The organism is Nitrospira sp. (genome assembly GCA_037045225.1).
GTDB lineage: Bacteria > Nitrospirota > Nitrospiria > Nitrospirales > Nitrospiraceae > Nitrospira_A.
On sequence record JBAOHZ010000009.1, the window covers coordinates 2,708,492 to 2,726,832 of the forward strand.

General features: G+C 55.0%; 14 protein-coding genes and 1 tRNA gene. 4 read left to right on the plus strand and 11 right to left on the minus strand.

The window, feature by feature from the left end:
- The first annotated feature begins 24 nt into the window (after positions 1 to 24).
- A tRNA-Thr gene (locus V9G17_13505) sits at positions 25 to 100 on the plus strand.
- Positions 101 to 435: 335 nt separating this feature from the next.
- Here V9G17_13505 and V9G17_13510 read toward each other — a convergent pair.
- From V9G17_13510 to V9G17_13520, 3 genes are read right to left on the minus strand one after another with little or no spacing between them, the layout of a single operon-like run.
- Positions 436 to 1,296 (minus strand): tyrosine-type recombinase/integrase, encoded by an 861-nt coding sequence (locus tag V9G17_13510; protein MEI2753614.1) that lies wholly within the window; start codon positions 1,294 to 1,296, stop codon positions 436 to 438.
- Complete coding sequence (locus tag V9G17_13515) at positions 1,262 to 1,483, minus strand: helix-turn-helix domain-containing protein (protein MEI2753615.1); 222 nt, start codon at positions 1,481 to 1,483, stop codon at positions 1,262 to 1,264. Before V9G17_13515 ends, V9G17_13510 begins: the two co-directional genes overlap by 35 nt.
- Before the next feature lie 57 nt (positions 1,484 to 1,540).
- The gene (locus tag V9G17_13520; protein MEI2753616.1) at positions 1,541 to 1,840 is read right to left on the minus strand and encodes a hypothetical protein; all 300 of its coding nucleotides are present in this window, start codon (positions 1,838 to 1,840) and stop codon (positions 1,541 to 1,543) included.
- 2,703 nt (positions 1,841 to 4,543) lie between these two features.
- Between V9G17_13520 and V9G17_13525 the strand changes: the two genes are divergently transcribed.
- The gene (locus tag V9G17_13525) at positions 4,544 to 7,498 is read left to right on the plus strand and encodes a hypothetical protein (protein ID MEI2753617.1); all 2,955 of its coding nucleotides are present in this window, start codon (positions 4,544 to 4,546) and stop codon (positions 7,496 to 7,498) included.
- 222 nt (positions 7,499 to 7,720) lie between these two features.
- Here the strand turns inward: V9G17_13525 and V9G17_13530 are convergent, their stop codons facing one another.
- From V9G17_13530 to V9G17_13550, 5 genes are all read right to left on the minus strand, one after another.
- The gene (locus tag V9G17_13530) at positions 7,721 to 8,857 is read right to left on the minus strand and encodes a hypothetical protein (protein ID MEI2753618.1); all 1,137 of its coding nucleotides are present in this window, start codon (positions 8,855 to 8,857) and stop codon (positions 7,721 to 7,723) included.
- 253 nt (positions 8,858 to 9,110) lie between these two features.
- Positions 9,111 to 9,581 carry a toll/interleukin-1 receptor domain-containing protein gene (locus V9G17_13535; protein ID MEI2753619.1) on the minus strand — a complete coding sequence of 157 codons (471 nt, stop codon included), beginning with the start codon at positions 9,579 to 9,581 and terminating at the stop codon, positions 9,111 to 9,113.
- 600 nt (positions 9,582 to 10,181) lie between these two features.
- Entirely contained in the window at positions 10,182 to 10,844 is a 663-nt protein-coding gene (locus tag V9G17_13540) for a hypothetical protein (protein MEI2753620.1), read from the minus strand.
- A gap of 97 nt (positions 10,845 to 10,941) precedes the next feature.
- Positions 10,942 to 11,427: a dCMP deaminase family protein gene (locus tag V9G17_13545; protein MEI2753621.1), complete on the minus strand. Its 486-nt coding sequence runs from the start codon at positions 11,425 to 11,427 to the stop codon at positions 10,942 to 10,944.
- A gap of 427 nt (positions 11,428 to 11,854) precedes the next feature.
- Positions 11,855 to 12,529, minus strand: a complete 675-nt coding sequence (locus tag V9G17_13550) for a hypothetical protein (protein MEI2753622.1) — start codon at positions 12,527 to 12,529, stop codon at positions 11,855 to 11,857.
- A gap of 351 nt (positions 12,530 to 12,880) precedes the next feature.
- On the opposite strand from V9G17_13550, the gene V9G17_13555 reads away from it, so the two are divergent.
- On the plus strand, positions 12,881 to 13,102 hold the full coding sequence (locus tag V9G17_13555; GenBank protein ID MEI2753623.1) for a DUF433 domain-containing protein: 222 nt from the start codon (positions 12,881 to 12,883) through the stop codon (positions 13,100 to 13,102).
- A 46-nt stretch (positions 13,103 to 13,148) separates the two neighbouring features.
- On the opposite strand, the gene V9G17_13560 is transcribed toward V9G17_13555, so the two are convergent.
- Positions 13,149 to 13,559, minus strand: a complete 411-nt coding sequence (locus tag V9G17_13560) for a hypothetical protein (GenBank protein ID MEI2753624.1) — start codon at positions 13,557 to 13,559, stop codon at positions 13,149 to 13,151.
- A 567-nt stretch (positions 13,560 to 14,126) separates the two neighbouring features.
- A complete protein-coding gene (locus tag V9G17_13565) occupies positions 14,127 to 16,028 on the minus strand; it encodes an FkbM family methyltransferase (protein MEI2753625.1) in 1,902 nt (633 codons plus the stop codon).
- 700 nt (positions 16,029 to 16,728) lie between these two features.
- Between V9G17_13565 and V9G17_13570 the strand changes: the two genes are divergently transcribed.
- Positions 16,729 to 17,454, plus strand: coding sequence for a hypothetical protein (locus V9G17_13570; protein ID MEI2753626.1), 726 nt, complete (start codon positions 16,729 to 16,731; stop codon positions 17,452 to 17,454).
- 522 nt (positions 17,455 to 17,976) lie between these two features.
- On the opposite strand, the gene V9G17_13575 is transcribed toward V9G17_13570, so the two are convergent.
- On the minus strand, positions 17,977 to 18,294 hold the full coding sequence (locus V9G17_13575) for a hypothetical protein (protein MEI2753627.1): 318 nt from the start codon (positions 18,292 to 18,294) through the stop codon (positions 17,977 to 17,979).
- Between the last annotated feature and the right edge of the window lie 47 nt (positions 18,295 to 18,341).

Consider the following 18,341-nt stretch of genomic DNA (forward strand, 5'->3'; position numbering starts at 1 on the left):
TCTGTTGGATGTTGCCTTCGGAAGGCCGGCGTAGCTCAGTTGGCAGAGCAGCGGTTTCGTAAACCGCAGGTCGGTGGTTCGATTCCACTCGCCGGCTCCACAAATATCCTCGACGAATCAACCTGTTGGCGGTTTGCGACACCGCTGCTCTCACCCCTCAATTCTGCCAGTGTAACCGCAAGTGTAACCGTCTGCTTTTCGAAGTAGGCCGTGAGTGATCGTGCAGCCTGTTCGAGGTCCCGTTCGTTCACGATGTTGTACCGGTCAAACACACTCCTGGTTTTGTGGCCAGAGATGGCCATGGCGATCTTTTCCGGCACTCCGGCCCGAATCATGTTTCGCACCGCTGTACGCCGGAAATCGTGAGGTCTCTTCCCATCCCAGACGAGCCGTCCCTTTTTCTCATCCTTCACCATGCGCCCCAATCCTACGGCTTCACAGGCCTCCCACCAGGAGCGCTTGAAGCTCTGCAGGGCGAATGCCGCCTCGATGGCAGATCCACTCGCAGGAGGGCCATTTCTTGTCGCAACGAGCCTTCCAGGCCAATAACACCCGATAGAGGTCCCCGGTCAAATAGAGAACCCGTGGGGTGTTCGTTTTGGTATCCTGGGCCTTCAGAAAGAGTTTCCCCTCTGTCCAGTTAATCTGCTTCCATTGGAGCGAGTACACTTCTCCCATTCTCATGCCGCTGTAGTAGGCCAGCGTGGCTGGAACTTGGGCATAGTCGGGGAGTGCCCCGCGCAGGGCGAGGAAATCCTCATGCTCGAAGAAGCCGGAGCGTATGTTGTGCTCTTTGAGCTGGGGAATGTGGGGTACGCGGGCCACGAGCTGGGGAGTCTGTTGGTAGCCTAAACGGAACATCCGCTTGAGAAATCCGATTTCCCGGTTGATCGTTCCGTTCGCCGCCCCTTGCTCCTGTCGTTTGATGATGTAGGCTTTGATCCGTTCTGTAGTCATAGAAGACACTCGGGCTTTACGGAAATACGGTTCCAAGTGTTTCTGATACTCTGTGATCCGTCGAACCGTTTTTCGCCTGTTGATCTGGTAGTCCTGCTGAACCAATGCCGCCAGGTCTTCAAATCTGATCCGGTCCATGCTCGGCCCGCGATATAGTCCAGCCGCGACTTCTCCTTCTTTGACCTTGAGAATCTTCTTGGCTTGTTCCTTCTCGAAGACCTTTGTGCTTTCCTGAATCGGTCGGCCCTCAACGTAATACTTCATCCAGTAGGGGCCTTGTTCCTCTAGCTTGCCCGTGGCCGGATCACGTTTCTTGCGGCGATAAATCATGCCCATCATGGACCTCCGTTTTGTGGTTCTCGATGTGCCGTTCCAAATCATGAATATCGAACAGCACTCGACGGCCTTGCCGCACACAGGGCAAAGTCCGTAATTTCTGAAGATTGCGAACCGACCAAGGGCTGACCCCCAGGTAGCGAGCCGCCTCCCTCACGGAATACAGTCGTTTCAGCACTTGCTCTGGCATGTTCCTCACCCCCTTTCATTTCGAAATGGTTGTATTGCACAGAAGACCTGCACCCGCTTACGCCTTCGGCTTTGCCTTTCTGATATCTGGGGGAGTCATGAGCACGCCCAGACCTTTCAATGCCTCCCCGGTCATTTTCTTCCAGCCCTTCATGGCCTGATCTAGTTTGCCTGCTTTCGCTTGCTCCAACATCGTGGCCATGTGTTCGAGAATCGGTTGTTGTTCAGATAATAAGTCCCGGATGATTTCGGCTCGTGGCTTTTCCATAGCAGCGGATACACGCGAAATGGTGTTGTAGAGATCCGTGGGCAACGACAGTAGTACTCGATGTGGTGTGTTTTTCGGCTTTGGACTCATCTATAGCCCTCCGTTATAGAGATGAACATATTTCGTATGGCTATATGTGTGTCAAGTATGCTTCGTAGCGGTGAAGAATGGGGCATAGCCAGGCCCCCGTAGTATAAAGAAAGGAGTTCCCGCCATGTGTTTATCGAATTCAATAGCCCGTTTCAGGGTGCTTCGTCACGGACGCGGACCGGCCAAAAGCGGACGTTCGGCCTCGAATCTCCAGCCGAGGCAGCAAGAGAACAGTAACCTCACAACCGAACGCCAGCTCGCCGCGCAAATCTCCGGGTTCCCATGTGAGAGTCACGGGTATAAACTGGTCGCGTCATGACCCACTCATCAAAAAGGACCGCTAAGCAAGGGAAGCGGCCCGCGAAGCAGATTAAGAATAAGGCCGTGAGACCGAGCACAACGAGATCAACGGCTGGGCCTGGATTCGACTTCGAGGATCAGGTCGCTGCCTGGCTCCTGCTAAAGGTGCTTACCGGTCAGCCGCTCCCTGGCATTGAGGGCATTGGGACACGGCTCCAGATGCAAGTCGAATCACTTGGCTGGGTCATTGACGACATCTTGTTGACGACAATGGAGTCGCCCGGCGATCAGCGGCACCTTGCGATGTCCTGCAAAAGCAACGTGCAAGTGACCGCTTCGCGTTTGCCTGCCGACTTCGTGAGTCGCTGCTGGAAGCAGTGGGCTCAAGTTAATCCAAATCCTATGCAGCGTGGCAAGGATCGCCTGATGTTGGTGACGCGGGGTAGAAACAACGCGTTCATGGCAACCTGGAGCGAGTTGAAAGACGCCGCGCCCGGCGCGGATATCGCGCTTGCGGTTGGCCGTATGACGGCGACAGCTAAGCATCGGAGAATATTTGAGAGTGTGAAGGCGCCCGCCAGGGATGCTGGCGTTACGGTTACTGACAGGGATGTCGTGGCGATGATCAACTGTATGGAGGTGACACCACTCGACTTCCAAATTGCCGGATCCGAAGACGAAAAGGCCGCCATTGCGCAGTCGCGCAAGCTGTTAGTTGACGGCAGTCTCATGGAGGGCAATCGGCTGTGGATCGAACTCGTTGCACAGGCCAAGAATATTCGACTTGGCTCGGGAACGTTGGACATTGCTGACCTATGGCGACAGCTCCGGCGCAAGTATCTGCTCAAGGATCACCCTGACTACGAGGCCTCATGGCAGAAACTTCGTGCTCTGACGGATGACTATAAGGGTACGATAGAGACGGTGCTGCCATCCGGCCTTTCTCTGGATCGAAAGGATGAGATCGACGAATTATCAAAACGAATAACCAACGATAGAGTGTGTGTCGTCTATGGAGAGTCCGGCAGCGGCAAGTCGGCGCTTGTAAAGACGATGCTGGATGAGCGTTTCCCCAAAGCTGCTCAGGTATGGTTTGGGCCTGAGACTCTTCAACTCGCTCTCAACGAAACAGCGCGAACAAGCCTCGGTATCAATCAGCCCCTGGTCGATTTACTGGATGCGAGTCCTCGTGCCGACAATTTTCTTGTCATCGACGCTGCCGAACGGGTAGGTCACGACAGTACCTTGAAAGCCAAGGCGCTTATCGAGTCACTGAAACGGCGCAACGCGTCGGAGGCGTCGATCGGATGGCATGTATTGATCGTCGGCCAAATGGAAGCCTGGGTCCGTGGAACACTTCAAGAGTTGGCAGGTACGGCATCGCCGTCAAACTTCGAAGTCGAAGGGTTACGGGATGAGACCGTCAAAGAGGTGTTGCGTTCAGTTGCTGATCTGGGATGGTTGGGGACGCATAGTGATGCAGTATCAACGCTCAGAAACTTACGCTCACTGGCATGGGTCATTCAAGCTGCATCCCAATTCCATGCACAGAACGGCAACCATACACTCACGCTCCTGGTAATTGCTGACCGCCTCTGGACTCACTGGACTGAAGGCAAGTCGAGTGTCCACCGGCTGCTCGTGAGGCTTGCTGAACGTGAAGCCCGTTTCGAACACAGCTTTGCGATCAGCGAATTAGAGAGCGGCGACGCCGCCGTTCTTGACGACCTCTCTGTCACCTGCCCTTTGCGGAAAGATGGAGCAACCGGTCGGATTCAGTTTCAGCACGATCTCGCTGCGGATTGGGCGCGGTTCCAGAGACTGAAAGAGATTGTGGACAATACGGCCCAGTGGGCTGGGTATGCGAGCAATCCGTTCTGGCACGGCGCGCTTCGCATGCTAGGCCAGCTTCTCTTGAGGCGTCAGGTCGAAACTCGCAGTGCCTGGGACATGGCGTTTGAATGGGCAGAGCAGAATAGGGATACGACGCGGCTCGCCGAGGATGTACTCCTCGATGCACTGTTCCTCGATCCTAGCGCCGACGTGTTCATGGAGCAGAGGGCGGAGCTCCTGCTTGCGGATGGCGGACGACGGCTATTGCGTTTGCTCAAGCGGTTCGAGCATGTCGGTTCGGCTCCTGGTCCAAGCCCCGATGTTCAAGGTCCCTTCGCGGACCTGAGTCTCTACACCGAGACCCATTTCCGAACTCCAATCTTTGGCCGATGGCCCGCGATTGCGCGCTTCCTCCATAAGCATAGTGACCGGATTGTGAAACTGACATCTTCTGCAGTCGGGAGTGTGTGTAGGCTGTGGCTTACAAGCACACCCCCAGGATTGCCTGGCGGCGGGAGGGTACCCTTTCGAGAAGAATTTTCCGAGTTAGCACTAGCAATGGCGGGAGAGATGCAGGTCGAGCACGCAAAAGGCGTAATGTATCTTGGTTTTTCCCAAGGGGAGAAGCTCATCTATCAGGCGGTTTTCGCGGGCGCTCCAGACTTGACCGCCGACGTATCGGAATGGGCACTTGAGATGGCTCAACGCCGTCCGTACCGAGCGGCTATCGTTGAACAGGTTACAGCATACCACGCAGCGCAGGCAGCGAAACACAAGCAGCGACTCGCATCTGACTCTGAATATCGCAAACGCCATCAACAACTCAGGGAGTCATCGGGATTAATAGGTTCCAGTAGAAGACTCCCACCCTGGCCCCTCGGGCCTACGGGTCGCATTGTGGGGCCGTTTCGTGAAACCGTGCTGCGATCGGCGGAATTTCAGGCGCTTATGCGTGCTGATGCCGAGGTCGCGGGCGAAGTGCTTCTTGGGTGCATTATTGAAAGTGAACCCGAGGAAGAATATGGCTCTCACCAACGAATTGGTTGGGAACTTGGCATCGAGTTTGATTCTGAAGGCTATCCGACGGCCCCGTGGAAGAGTCCGTTTTACGCGTTTCTCCGCATCAAACCAGAGGCGGCGCTCGGTCATCTGCATCAGCTCATCAATTTCAGTACGGATCGATGGGTGCAGGCGGTCAGCAAGAGAAATGGGTCGGATCCATCAAGGCTCTCAATTCGTCTGTCTGATGGTACAGTGCGCGAGTATGAAGGCAATCATTGGGTCTTTGCCTGGTCTGATGAAGACTCCAACTCCAACGGCCAACTCCATTGCGCGCTCGCGGCGCTGGAGCAATGGCTATGTGACCTCATTGATGCGGGGATAGATATCGTCCCGCGCATCGAAGCTTTGCTTCGAGCGACGACCTCGGTTGCCGTAATGGGTGTTCTTGTCAACGTTGGGAAATATCGCAAGGAGTTGCTCAAAGGCCCATTGCGGCCGTTGCTTGGCGTGCAGCACTTCTATTGGTGGGATTCACGGCGTGTTAATGCCAATGCATATCGATTTGATGCGACGGCGTGGGCTCGATGGGGTGAGTTCATCTTCGAGATGGCTAAGAGATGGTTTTCGGCTCCGTATCGAGGACAGCCGTTGCGAGCGATCGTCCCCAAAATAATTATGGCTGACAGGGAGGTTGGCGATTTTGTTGCAGCAATGATTCGTGAATGGGTTTCGCCCAAGTCTGAGAAGGAAGCGTTGGAATTCCGAGCGCTGGTGGCCGAGCTCGATTATAGGAATTACTCATCTGGGCTTGACCCTACCTCCGGGAAGCAAGTTTCTGAGTTCGCCTGTCCGCCGGACATCGCTGAGGCAATTGCGACCTTCCAACAAAAAAGCTCACGAGTCATAGAGGCGCTGGCATTCCCTCAACAATGCCGCGACGCTCTCGATCAGACGGGTACACTTACCAACGAGAGCGCTGAATCCGTTGCGTCGCTCATGGGGGCTCTCGACGGCGACGAAGAGATCGATCTCGATGAAGATATGTTGCATGCGCCACGCGTGGCCACAGCAGTCTTGCTTCTCTTGCGTACCTCCGACTGGTTGGCTCAGAACGCGGCTGCCGAGCGGAGGGCGCAGTCGATCATTGATAGTGCCATTGACGAGATTGTCGATAGTGATGGAGGGCACCGGCTCCGAATTCAGTCGGCACCGAGTCATTTGGAATTTGCTGCTTACTATGCTGCTGAGCGCTGGCTTACTGATCCAGGAAAGAAGAGCGACGAACGGCTATTGCGACTGCTTACGAGCGAGGATTCGTCAGCAGTGCGTGTGTTGGTTTGGTCGGCATATCAGAACCGTGATGCGCTGGGTCAGCGCTGGTGGCGACTTCTTTTTATGGCGCTGTTGTGGTCAGGCCTCTCGATGCTCGTTGCACGGTATGGCGACGAAGAAGGCACAAAGGCTCGCTGGCAGAGATGGCATCGCTGGCTTCGGAGGCGCAGCCTCTCCGTCGTAGCGACATCGTCCTCGATTGCGCCGCTGGCGATTGCGCAGCGGGTGGAGCGGCTTGAAGTCAGACGATGGCTCCGACGCTACGCGCGCGATGGTCGCACCGTCACCATTGAGCCGGGGCGGCGACTCTCCGGCAGTCTTGATACGACCTTTCTCAAGAGCGCGTTTACATGGCTGTTTCCCAGTCATGCTGATCGTATTATTCCGGTCCGGGAGTTAGAGACGCACCGGCAACTGGTAGCGGCATTCTGGTCCCATCAGGCATGGTGGTTATCGGGCAGCGGCAAGGATGAGGATGACCACTATCAGCCCATGCACGAGTTTGGCTATGCGCTTCTAGATGAAATGGCGCGCCTAGTTGTTGAAAGTCCAGTTTCTGAAACGCCATCGCTTTGGCATCCGGTGTTTGAGCTAGGATCTAAGGGGCACTATGCGATTAGTTATTTCCTGTCCTCTTGGTTCGGGCAGCTAACGGAAGCTACTGTCGTCGAGGAGTTCGCGAAACGCTGGCGTCCAATGGTCGAGTTCATGATCCTGAATTCTGAGTGGTCCAAGGATGGGCCGTGGTATTACGGTGAGCGACTGGAGCGCGAGGTTCTGGGATTCGGCGCGTTGGGCTATATAGGACGAGTTCCAGGTCACGCTGCACTTGTAGGAATGATACGGGACCTGGTTCCGATCTGGGCTCAAAACCGGCTCACGAGTGATGAAGACAATCTAGCGTGGTTCTGTGGATTTCTTGCCCACGAGGTTGGAAAGCCCCTGCGTGTGGATGGGCTGCAATGGATTGCCGATGCGATGAGGACCAACGGTAATATGGGGAAATGGTGCAGGGACTCGACATCGAGCGCCTTTATGGAATTCCTAGACGTTCTCGTCTCCGAACATGTGGGTGAATTACGACAGAAGGAGAAGTCGCGCCAGGCTCTGCTCGATCTTTCGGCGCATGCTGTATCTCGGCAGCTCACGGCGGCTTTGACTTTGCACGAACACATTCGCCGGCTGGTTTGAAGGTAAACGTCTGTAGGGTGACGTCTTATCACGTCTGAGCCGCATAGGTCCGCTAAAGGTCGGATACCGATGGTCGAAGAACGGCCAAGATCGGAAGTTCATTACCGAGATCGCGCCCCTATAAAGCGGCCATCAGCCCTGTCACATTAACGTTCGAGTTCACTCGCACGCGGAAACTGGCGAAGCCCGCTGTAGCGAGGCGGGTGCGCGCAAGCTTAGGCATCACTCGTCTTCTGCCCGCGCATCTCGTTCATAGTGAAATTGCCGTTCCAGCTCAGCGAGAGACTCTGCTGTTGGTTGCATCTCACGCAGAGCCTCAATAGTTAACATTGGGACCATGGGTTTCGGAATCCCTGCTTGCCGATGAACTAGCTCGATCAGTTCCGGCTCGCGATTTGCCCACTTCGCTTTACTAGTCGCAAGCGATATCAATGGATCGACGCTGGGGTTCGAGCCAAGCTCGGCATGCCAAGCCGCAGCAACTATGTCTTGCTTCATGACGGCCAAGCCGGCCGCAAAGTTCTTTGCGTCGGCATCTGGTTGCCCGTTATAAGCTGACGCTGCATAGAAGAAAAAGCTTGGATGATTGGAGGCGATTACTGGTGCCGATTCCCCGGATGGCAGCGCCAATGTTCCAACATCAAGTATCTCAAGCGCTTGACCCCATAGGCGTTGGATCCACTTTCGGATTGGCAGACCAAGTGCCATTAAAGGTCGGCGAGTGTTTGTGTTCGACTTGTCTGAGAAAAGCTCAAGTAATCCAAGCGAATAGTCGTCGAATGGGCCTTCGTAAATTCCTGAGGAGTCCAGCGCCTTGCCGTCATTTGCTGGTGCCGCGACAGGAACGATATCAACAATGCATGAAAACCGAGCAAGGTCTTGCTGTAGAACCCCGTTCAGCTGTAGCAACTCCCACCAACGGTTCGTGGTCTTAGAGTTGAGATAGTCCTGCTTCTTAATCAGTGAGACTGGCGGAAAATCCATGATTTCCACGGCAGCCCCGAACTCCAATGGAAGCCCAAGCGGAAGCAGAAACTTCCATTTGTCGCTCCATTTCCCGGTCTGTTGGAAATCCTTACTTTGGGCGAATCCTCTTAGCCCTAGCGAAAAGAACTTTTCATAGCGGCTAACTGTTCGCTTGCCTACCTCGTTATCCGGATGTTCAAAGGCAACTACAAATCCCGCTGGAGAGGTTGATGCGGAGACGTTGCTGATCCCGACCGCCTCACGTCGGAGGCTGTCCTGCATGTAGTGAGTCACCGTGGCCTCAAGGGTGTCCTGCTCGTGGCCGTCATTGGGATAGGAAAACAGTGTCTCCGTCTCCTGTCTAGCGCCGATTCGAATGTTGAAGTTTGCCATCTGAATCTCGAAACATTTTGAGCAATGGGACTCGTCGCTACTTGTGAAGCATACCGTTCGAGCTAAGCTAACCGCGAATGCAGACGGTGGTTAGCCGTGGAAGGCAGATTGCCAAAGCGACCCGGAGCGGCCAAGCGACGGCGGCCGTAGCGGGTCAGCTTGAGCGAGGGGTTAGGCATCAGTTCGGGAGGTCAGAAATGGGCAGAGAACGCGCTCAAGGTGCAGGCGATGGGTCGCTCCTCGATTGACACGGTCAGCTCCAGATGGCGACCAGCTCGGCAATCTTCGTTGCGATAACCGTCATTGTGTCTTCCGATGTGTCCAGACCGCTTCGCGAAGCGAGCATGGGGCTGACATCGCGGAGTGCTGCGTAGGTCGTACCGTGCACGATAGGCACCAGCCGGTTACCCTGCAAAAGGGCCGACAGCTCCTTGTCGGCAACACCCTCTTTAGGGAGCCGTGCGAGCAGCGCAGGGGTCACTAGAACGAGTCCTATTTTCGAGGCCGCCAAGCCCTTGTCGATAGCGCGCATCATCGGCACGCCAAGGCCAAGGTCCTTCTCACTGAACCAAACCTTGACACCAGCCGCCTCAAGCAGGTCGTTGAGTTGTTTGGCGGCTCCTTGCCGGTCATCCCAGGCGTGGCAGAGGAAGCAATCACGCAAATCTGGCTTCGCCGCCGTTTGAGTCTCAACAGCCTCACGGACCGGTGTGAGTGACGCCATTTGAGCAGGCGTGTACGAGACGGTCGAGCCAACACGCGACCAGCGCGGCCTTAAACTGCCGCTTCCGCTGGACTTGCCTCCGCCAGACGGATAGGACGAACTGTATCCACTACTGTAGCTGTAGCTGCTGCGATAGCCACCATAGCGGCTGCACGCAGGGCAATTTGCCGCAGCGCTTGGAGTGCGGTGACCATAAACTGGGGCTGTGCATCTCGCCATGAATCTCCATCCTGCTTAGCGCCTCGTGGCGGGGTTCTGATGCCTAACTATGTTTAGGCGGATCCGCATAAGAAACGGATCTGCATTTCTGTCCGCATAACACGCCACAACAGTTTGTGAAGAATACGCCATGCCCGGTGTTGTTTCAACGGGTTGCGACGGTGGGATCATGCATCACGGGTTCTTATGCCGATCGGTGTAAGCCCCACTTCTGGTAGCGGTCGATCGTGCATTTCGGCTCAGGTTCGAGGACTGCCATCGGCCAAGAGCGGAAGTTCGACGACGAAGCCGTACCGCCGTGGAGGGTCAGGGTGGCCAGAGCGCGAAGCGCGGAGGGAACCTGCAAGCGCAGCTTGCAGGCCACCCCTCTCGACCGGCATGTTAGGGTGCTTTTCGGGCGCGAGAGATTTCATCAACAGTTGGCACACGATAAGTGATTGCATTTCTTGCAAGAAGATCTTCGTAGCTTTCTTGCTCTAAGGTTCCGGTGAGGTGTTCGCAAAGGGAATCAAATTCAGTGACAACCCACGCGCTTGCCTTTCCTATAAGAAGTTTGAGATTGCCGTAATTTCCTTGTTCCAGCGTTGCACCAAAGGCGGCAAAGCAAACAATCTTCTCAATCTTGTAGCTCTTCTTTCCATTGTTTAGAATCGCGCCTGAGATACTCTGCGCATAGGAGTTTTCGTCATGGATAAAATGCCTGTTCCGAAGGTCTTTGAAGTACTCGAATGCCATTAGAGCTTCTGGCGGCTCCCCTTTGTAGATTTTCGGCGCAGAAAGCTGCAACCTAGCACTTGAGCCGAAACACTTCATGAAGTGGACAATGGCCGAACGCCAAAGAGCTTCACGGGCTACAACAGGGTTCTCTGGCATTTGGTTGATTGCATCAAGGCAAGCATCAGCGAATTCGAGGTCTTCCTTGTGGAGAGATAGGTCTGCTACCCGCTTGGCTTCTGGACCGTTGATCGTTATAACCTTCACAGCATCTGGAAAGCCTTCTATGTGAAGGCCCGACTCCGTGCTGGAAATGGCAAAGTGTTCCATGACACCTAACGTTTAAGGTAACCCGGTCGCCGGAGGAGCGAGAACCGCGGAGGGAACCTGCACGAGCAACTTGCGGACGGTTCGGTTGCCCCAGAGGTTAGGCATTATTTTCTCCAGAATCAGTGACTGTATAGAAGTCGATAATGATCCCTGCCTCAAGAAACATTTGATGTGCTGTTTTGCCACTCTTATCCCATGGTGAGTCAGTATGGCCAGGGGCCAATGCAACAACTCTTTTAATCCCAGCTTGAATAATCGGTCCTGCACACCTTGCGCAAACTGGCTTTCCCCAAACATAGAGTATTGAGCCCTCAGCGCGAGCCCCAGCTGCAATTAGAGCATTTACTTCGGCATGTACAACTAACTCGAGTTTGGTATCTTTATCAGTCAGCCGTTCTGCGGAATCTTCTACGCCCATCGGGAAACCGTTATAGCCAATAGAAATATTTCCACCTTTCTTGGAAAAGACCACCGCCCCAACTTTTGCGTTTGGATCTTTTGACCAACTTGAAATATATCTGGCCAACTCACAGAAACGTGCATCCCACTTCTGCATTGGTTTTGCCCCGATACTGTATGCCACTGAACTACTCCTGAATTGTCTGACGACAAGGGTACCGGGCGCAAAATGCGAAGCGCAGCTTGGCTTTTTACGATCCGAACACGCCGCTACAGTTCGTGAAGAATACACCGTGCCCAGTGTTGTTTCAATGAGTTGTGACTGTTGGCCCACTTAGCACACGGTCCTATGCGGATCAGCGTAATCCCCCCTCGGGTAGCGGCGGTCGTGGACTTCTGCTTTGGGTCGTCTGCAGCCGGTGAGAACAGCGAGAAGGCCTCAAGCCAGTGCCCCTCTTTGCCCGCTTCGTGGAGGCAAGACGACGTCGAATTCTTCCCTTGGAACTTGTAACCCTCACATATGCGCTTTTCAGACCGTTCTGGGGGAGTCTTCGACACCCCCTCTTCCCCACTGAGAGCGCCCGCGCTTCGACAAGCGCCGGCGCAGTGAGTCACGAGCGCGGAGTAATCGGCGCCGGTTCAGGCTTTCCCGTAACCCATCGTATCGAGCTATCTTCAAACCCAGACATCCAGCCGTAGGTGCCCGATCCACCTATCCATTCTGTAAGATGGCAACAGACGCCGACGCGACGCAAGGCCTCTTGCCGAATGATGCTATACATTTTCCTTTCAACATCCTTTGCCCTTCGATCTAGCACAAACTCATGCTTTTCCGTTGGCACCTGGACGCCTAAAGAGCAGAAGTATCGGTGCTCTTCAAACTCACGAGGCATATTGTTGAAATCCTTGCTGATGTATTTTGAGAGGTAGCGAGCGAGCTTCACGGGTGAGCTTCCTGGTCGGGGGCCTCTCACATTCACTTGCCCCTGCCCATTTCCCACGATCTTGTACCAGCACCGTCGCAACAGCCGCACATCCTGAAAACCTTTCACGGCGAGATGAGGATGCAGCGCCCCACGTTGTTGGCGTTCCAGCACCGCCACATAGGGCATGGAACAGCCTGACCGCGAGAGCGCACGCCGTAACCGTGCCAGGTCGTGTAAGACATGCTCCCGATCCTGCACATTTGCTCGATAGGTCAAGGTCACGAGATGGTCGGCTCCAATGGTCAGGCATTTCTTGCGAATAGTGCCTTTGGCACGACTTCGTGCTCGCGCCTCGTTCATCGTTCTATTCCGCGATGCGCCTTTTTCTCCTCTCTTGCCTTGAATCGGGTCTAACCGTCCCCAAGACAGTTCGACCCATTGTTTTCCGAAATCATGAATCGTGATGGACCAGACATTCCCTGCGGGAGGTAGTGTGATGTGAGGCCATGTGTGGTCGCCGAGAAATGTCCTCCTGTCAAGTTTAGGAGAGGCCGCTGGCGCGGCTCCCCTGCGCAGGTGGCTTGCGCCACCCCGCGCACGGGCGTCCGGCTTTTGGTTGCTGCTGTTTGAATCGAGCGGCTTATCTTGACAGGACATCTGGAACCTCCTAGCCTTAGGCTGACTAACCGGTTAGTTAGTGAGGAACTGGTCATGGATGATCGTATCGTTGTCGATCCAAACATCTGCAGCGGAAAGCCTACAGTTCGGGGCACCCGCATTATGGTGAAAAACATTCTCGGCATGGTGGCCGGTGGCTATACCATGGCCGGGATCATTGACGCGTACCCCGAACTGACCAACAACGATGTCACTGCCGCGCTTGAGTATGCCAGCCAGGTGATTGACGAAGAGAAAGTCATTCCGCGTGCCTGACCGCTTGACCATCCTTCTCGACCAAAATGTTCCTCGAGCCGTCGTGTCATGGCTGAAGCTGTTGAAGCCGACCTGGGCCGTCTTCCACACTGATGATGTGGGATTGTCGGGGAAGGCTGACGAAGAGGTCTTCGCCTGGGCGCAACAACAGAGCGCTGTCGTTGTAACCTTCGATGAAGATTTCGCTGATGGCCGTTCCTTCCCAGCGCAGCACCACCATGGCATTGTGCGCCTTCGGGTGTGGCCAACAACGATCGAAGAAACCGAACAGGCTTTGGGGCGATTGCTCAGTGAGGTCACCGAAGCTGAACTCACCACGTCTCTCATCATCGTAGACCGCTCTCGAATCCGCGTGCGGACCCGACCCCAATAGGTTGCATGCCCCGCAAAAGGCGAGGCGTGCAGTGTAACCAAAAGTGTAACCGTCGAGACCGTTTCCGGCGGTTTTAGGCACCACACCACAGGACGAAGCACGGCCTGACCTACCCTCCGAAACGTAAATCATTGGCTAGGAAGTCCGACCGTGCTGAGATGAGGCCCACAGGAGGGGCCATGGCTGGAAAACGGCAGACGGAGGAACAGATTATCGCTATCCTCAAGGAGCCCACCTTTTTAGGCGTGGCGGGACAAGTATGCGGGGTTTGAAGTCAGCGATGTGAAGAAGCTGCGCTAGCTGGAAGCCGAAAAGCGGCGATTGGCGCAGATGGTGACGGAGCAAGCGCTGGACATCCACAGGCCGAAGGCCATCACCGCAAAAAATTGGTCGTACCTAAGGTGAAACGAATCGCGGCCCGGTGGATGGCCGAACGCGTTGGCTCAGTCGGCGACGGTTCTGTCGACTCCTCAAAGTAGTTCGGGACACGCTGCGGTATCGCGGTCGCTGCCTGGAGGATGTGGCGCTACGGATGCGGATTCGCGAGATTGCCGCTGGGGCATCACCGCCGACGTCCGTACATCCCAGAACTTCGGACTGTTTGATGTGGAGCGCGAGACGGTTCTAGTGGTAGTCACGCTTGCCCTTGCTTCAGTCCGAGTGCCATGCAATCAAATCGAATTCGAGCGGACTCGTTCGATAGCCCCATTGCTTCAACAGAGCGACGGTCATTTGTTTTTCATCTTCGGGAAGGTTGTCCCATTCCATGCGGATCACACGGGGTCGGAGGCGCGAGAAGTCAAACTGTTTCAAGACCTGATAATCATAACTTTCTACATCGATTTGAAGCAGATCAACCTTGTGAATCCTGTGTTTTTGAAACAAATTTTCGAGCGTGTCACATCGGACCGGTTCAGAGATAATATGTGGTCGAATCGTCGCAAACTCCGCGTCGGAAATTCGTTGCCCACCCAGAGCATTTCGGTCGTGAAAGAACGACCCAATGCCCTTTGCCCAGTACGGTACGCGTCCCAACTCCACTGCTTCAGGGTCCACCCGAATCATTGTTTTTTGTCCGGTATAGTCGGCGACGGCCACGTTCTCAAACAGCATGCCCTCTCGGCCTTCATATGTCTCGCGAAGTTGCGCAAACAGGTCAGGAAGCGGCTCTATTAGAAGTCCGTGCCACCCATGTTTGACGACCGATTCGTAGATAGGATCGAACGCGAACCCGTCATTTGCGCCGACCTCGACGAAGAAGACATTCGGGGAGGCTGCAAGTTGTGCGAGAAGGGCCGACCATCGTGCCTCCGGTTTCATAATTCCGCAGGCTTCCAACAAGAGCCTCGGTGGGCGGGTGAACCCGAGTGCAATCATATTGGCAATAACGAGCAGCAACCTTCGAGTGCATCGTGCAGGATTCTGGATCAGGCCGCGCAATGCAAGCGCACCCGCCTGGAACGGTGAGCTCCCATCTTCACGTATCGCTTCGGCCGCCTCCGCCAAGAAATTTTCCCAGCCATACCGCGGTCCCCGCGATTCTGTTCCCAGGGCCTTGACCACATCTTCCCAAAATCTGCGCACGGCCTCCAAGGGGCGGTGCGATGAAACGGCGAGCACCCGCACGGTTTTTCGTATATGTTGCCAAATGGCCGGCGCCTCTCCCAACCAGGGGTTAGCTTGTAACTCCGAAAGGAGGAACGTTCGAACGGATTCGACCCCCCCTCCACGCCACCACCGTTGTCCCGCAATGGTTGCACAGACGGCGATTCTGGCACGGCGCCTCATCAAGTCGGCATCGGGTGAGTCTGGAAGCAGCCGTAACGTCTTCTCAATAATGATTCGGAGTGCGTGCTCATTCGAGCCACTGATAATATCTTGGTGATGTTTTCCTTGTTTAGATTCTCTCCCACGGGCGACAGGATCATTCACGAAATGCCACTGGCAGTGATAGGCGAGACGCAAGGCAAATTCGTAGTGTTCCATTGTCTCGACCGTTTCATCAAAATATCCGGCTCGATCAATCACCTCTCGCCTTACAAGGAGTGTGTCAATATTGATGAAATCGTCGGTTCGAGTTAAGAACTCCTCAAACACTCGACCTGAGGGACCAGATGGAGGCCAAAGGACAATATTGCCGCGGATGTCCTTCACGAGGCCGTGACCATAGATGACCCCAATGTCGCTCTGTGTTTCTAAAATAGGTACCTCGGCCATAAGGCGGTTGGGAAGCCAGAGGTCATCATCATCTAAAAAGGCGACATACCCTCCTTTACTGAATTTAATTCCGGCATTCCGTGCCGCCGCCGGGCCTCGATTCGTCTCCAATCGCAGATATCGCACCAGTGGAAATTGGCGCACGATGGCACCGGTTTCATCCGAGGAGGCATCATCGATCACAATCACTTCCAGTTCAAACAGGTTGCCTCGTCCCTCCTGTGCAAAGACCGAGGTCAACGCCTCTCGCAACAGCTGCGCACGGTTGCGAGTAGGGATGATGACGCTGACGAGCGGGATGGCGGGAGTGATGACGTTGAGTGAAAAATCTCGCACTATCTCCTCCTCAATGGTCTCTGGCAGGGTCAATCGGCCGATAGATTATCGTGATGGAATGTTGTCAGGCCCGGGTCGGCAATCCTCTCCGACATCGACGCGCCCAACCAGCCGTGTATCAGACTGGTTCTTCTGTTCCTGAACATACGTAGAGGAACCGAGAGACTGTCCGTGCAAGAATATCCGAGAGTGACGCGACGCAGGCTACTGCCTTTCCGTGAGAAAGAAATTCCGTGGCCGCTGTTACAGTGCAAATGGTTGAGCTCGTGCTGCAGGCGTATGATGCAAAATGTGTGCGAAATATTTTGTGAATCCATCAATCCACTCGAATCAATCGATTCCATGGAAACCGCGCATGTCATGGTTGTGGCAGCTACACGGAGAAACCATTTGAAACACCGCCCATCGTAAACAGTGTCCTATCCTGATTCATGAACCGCAGGTTGATGGTTCGATTCCACTCGCCGGTTCCATCCCAGGCTTGTCCTGACATGGCACCTGTTCAATGGCCCTTGCGGTAGGTTCAATCCTTCGTGGTCCGCCCTTTTTTCATCGCATCGTATGAATCTGCAGCAGCATCCGTCGAGACAGGCTAGAAGCTGGTTGTCTTACGACCTGTATTTCCCTATAGTGGGGAGCGCTTCCTCGGGCAGGTTTTTCGATCGACTTCCTGGTACGGACCAAAGATTGGTAGTACGGTATGGCGAGTCACGACGAAGCAGAGCCAACCAACGCCCCGCGTCAGTCGGGATCTTCTCCTCACGATCAAACCGGATTTGCCCAGACAGCGAATCGTCACGATCCCTCCCCTGATTCCTCGCCAGGTGAACCCAATGGTGCGGAGCAGCAGTTTCGGCTGAAACTCGCGATGTTTGGGATCGTGATTATTGCGGCGATTATTGCAGTGTTCGTGACCGGGTATCCCGGCTGGGAAAGTTATATGGCGCAAGAAGCGGCGAAACGATCACTGCGCGCCTATATCGATGTGCGGCCCAAGAGCATCATGACAATCGAGGAAGGGGCTGTGCCTCGTGTTCAGGAACACTTTGAGAATATCGGACGAACGCCTGCGCATGACAACGGCTCATTCTCAAAACTGGTGGTGACGGAATATCCTCTGCGGCGTCAGTTCGTCAACGAGGAGTGTGCCCATCCTGCTTCTGGCCCGAAGGCGAACAACCCGAAGGCGAACAAATGGTTTGTCGGGAAGGCGATGGCGAAGGAAGTGGCACGGGAGAGTCCGTTTACGGCTGCTGAGGTGGATGCCATCAAGAGGGGCAACGCGGCCGTGTATTATCACGGCCAAGCCTGTTATCGGGACATCTTTCATGAGCCGCACCGCGAGGACTTTTGCCTGTACTGGAAATGGGATGCCGGCCGGGTCAGCCCAGGCCTCTACTGCGATCATGGCAACCGTTCCGGTTAAATGACCCACAGGGGGGCAGTAGCCTATCGCTACGTGCTGCCGCCAGCGTTCTCGCCATGGGGTCGCAGGATGGATGTGCACTGAGGAGTGACCAAACCCTCTTAGAGGAAAGAGAGTAAGTGTTGGTCATTCATCCCCCTCACGATAATGCTGTACCAGGTACCCTTCTTGGCGAACCGTCCTCGGGCGACCGGTCCTCCCGCAAGGAAGCTTCATGGGGTCAGCGCCGCTGAACCGCTCATTCCAGACACTCTGTCCATTTCCTCGTCATGGAGTCGTTGAGTAAGACTCAGCGCAGAGACACGTTGTTACGGCAAGGGCTTGATCGTGCGTGAAGGTTATGATGCTGGTCTGTCAGGGGACTCAACCGAGCAGTGGTTTCAGCAGGTCTACGATAGGTAGTCCGTTTTTCCATTCGGAGACAAAAGCTCGATCTGAAGATCCTTCAGCGGATCGTGATGGCATGGCGCCACGCTTGTGTGATTCTGGCCGCGCAGCTGTAGATTCTCCATACTGATCGGATTACTTCAGGTCAAGCCAATCATCTTCATGCTGCTTGCATTTGGTCCAGGGATGTAGTGCGGCACCCACTCCCGCTCCCACCATGGCGAACGGCATCGCCACCACAAAGAGTGGCAGCCCGATCCCGTACCCCATCCATTGCAGCGGGGCATTGTCACGCTGCTCGCCGGCCTCTATGAGGCGTTTTGCGGGATAGAGCGGAAACGTGCCGTATTCCGTGCCGAGGCTGGCACTTTCACCGACCGTTCGACAGCGTGCCTCGCTCAATCCGGGCAGCAGAAGAAGCGTAACCATGAGCAGCAGTGCAGTTCTTTTCATTCCTGGCCTCTCCGGCAATGCATTACCCGCGACTGAGTCGCACGATT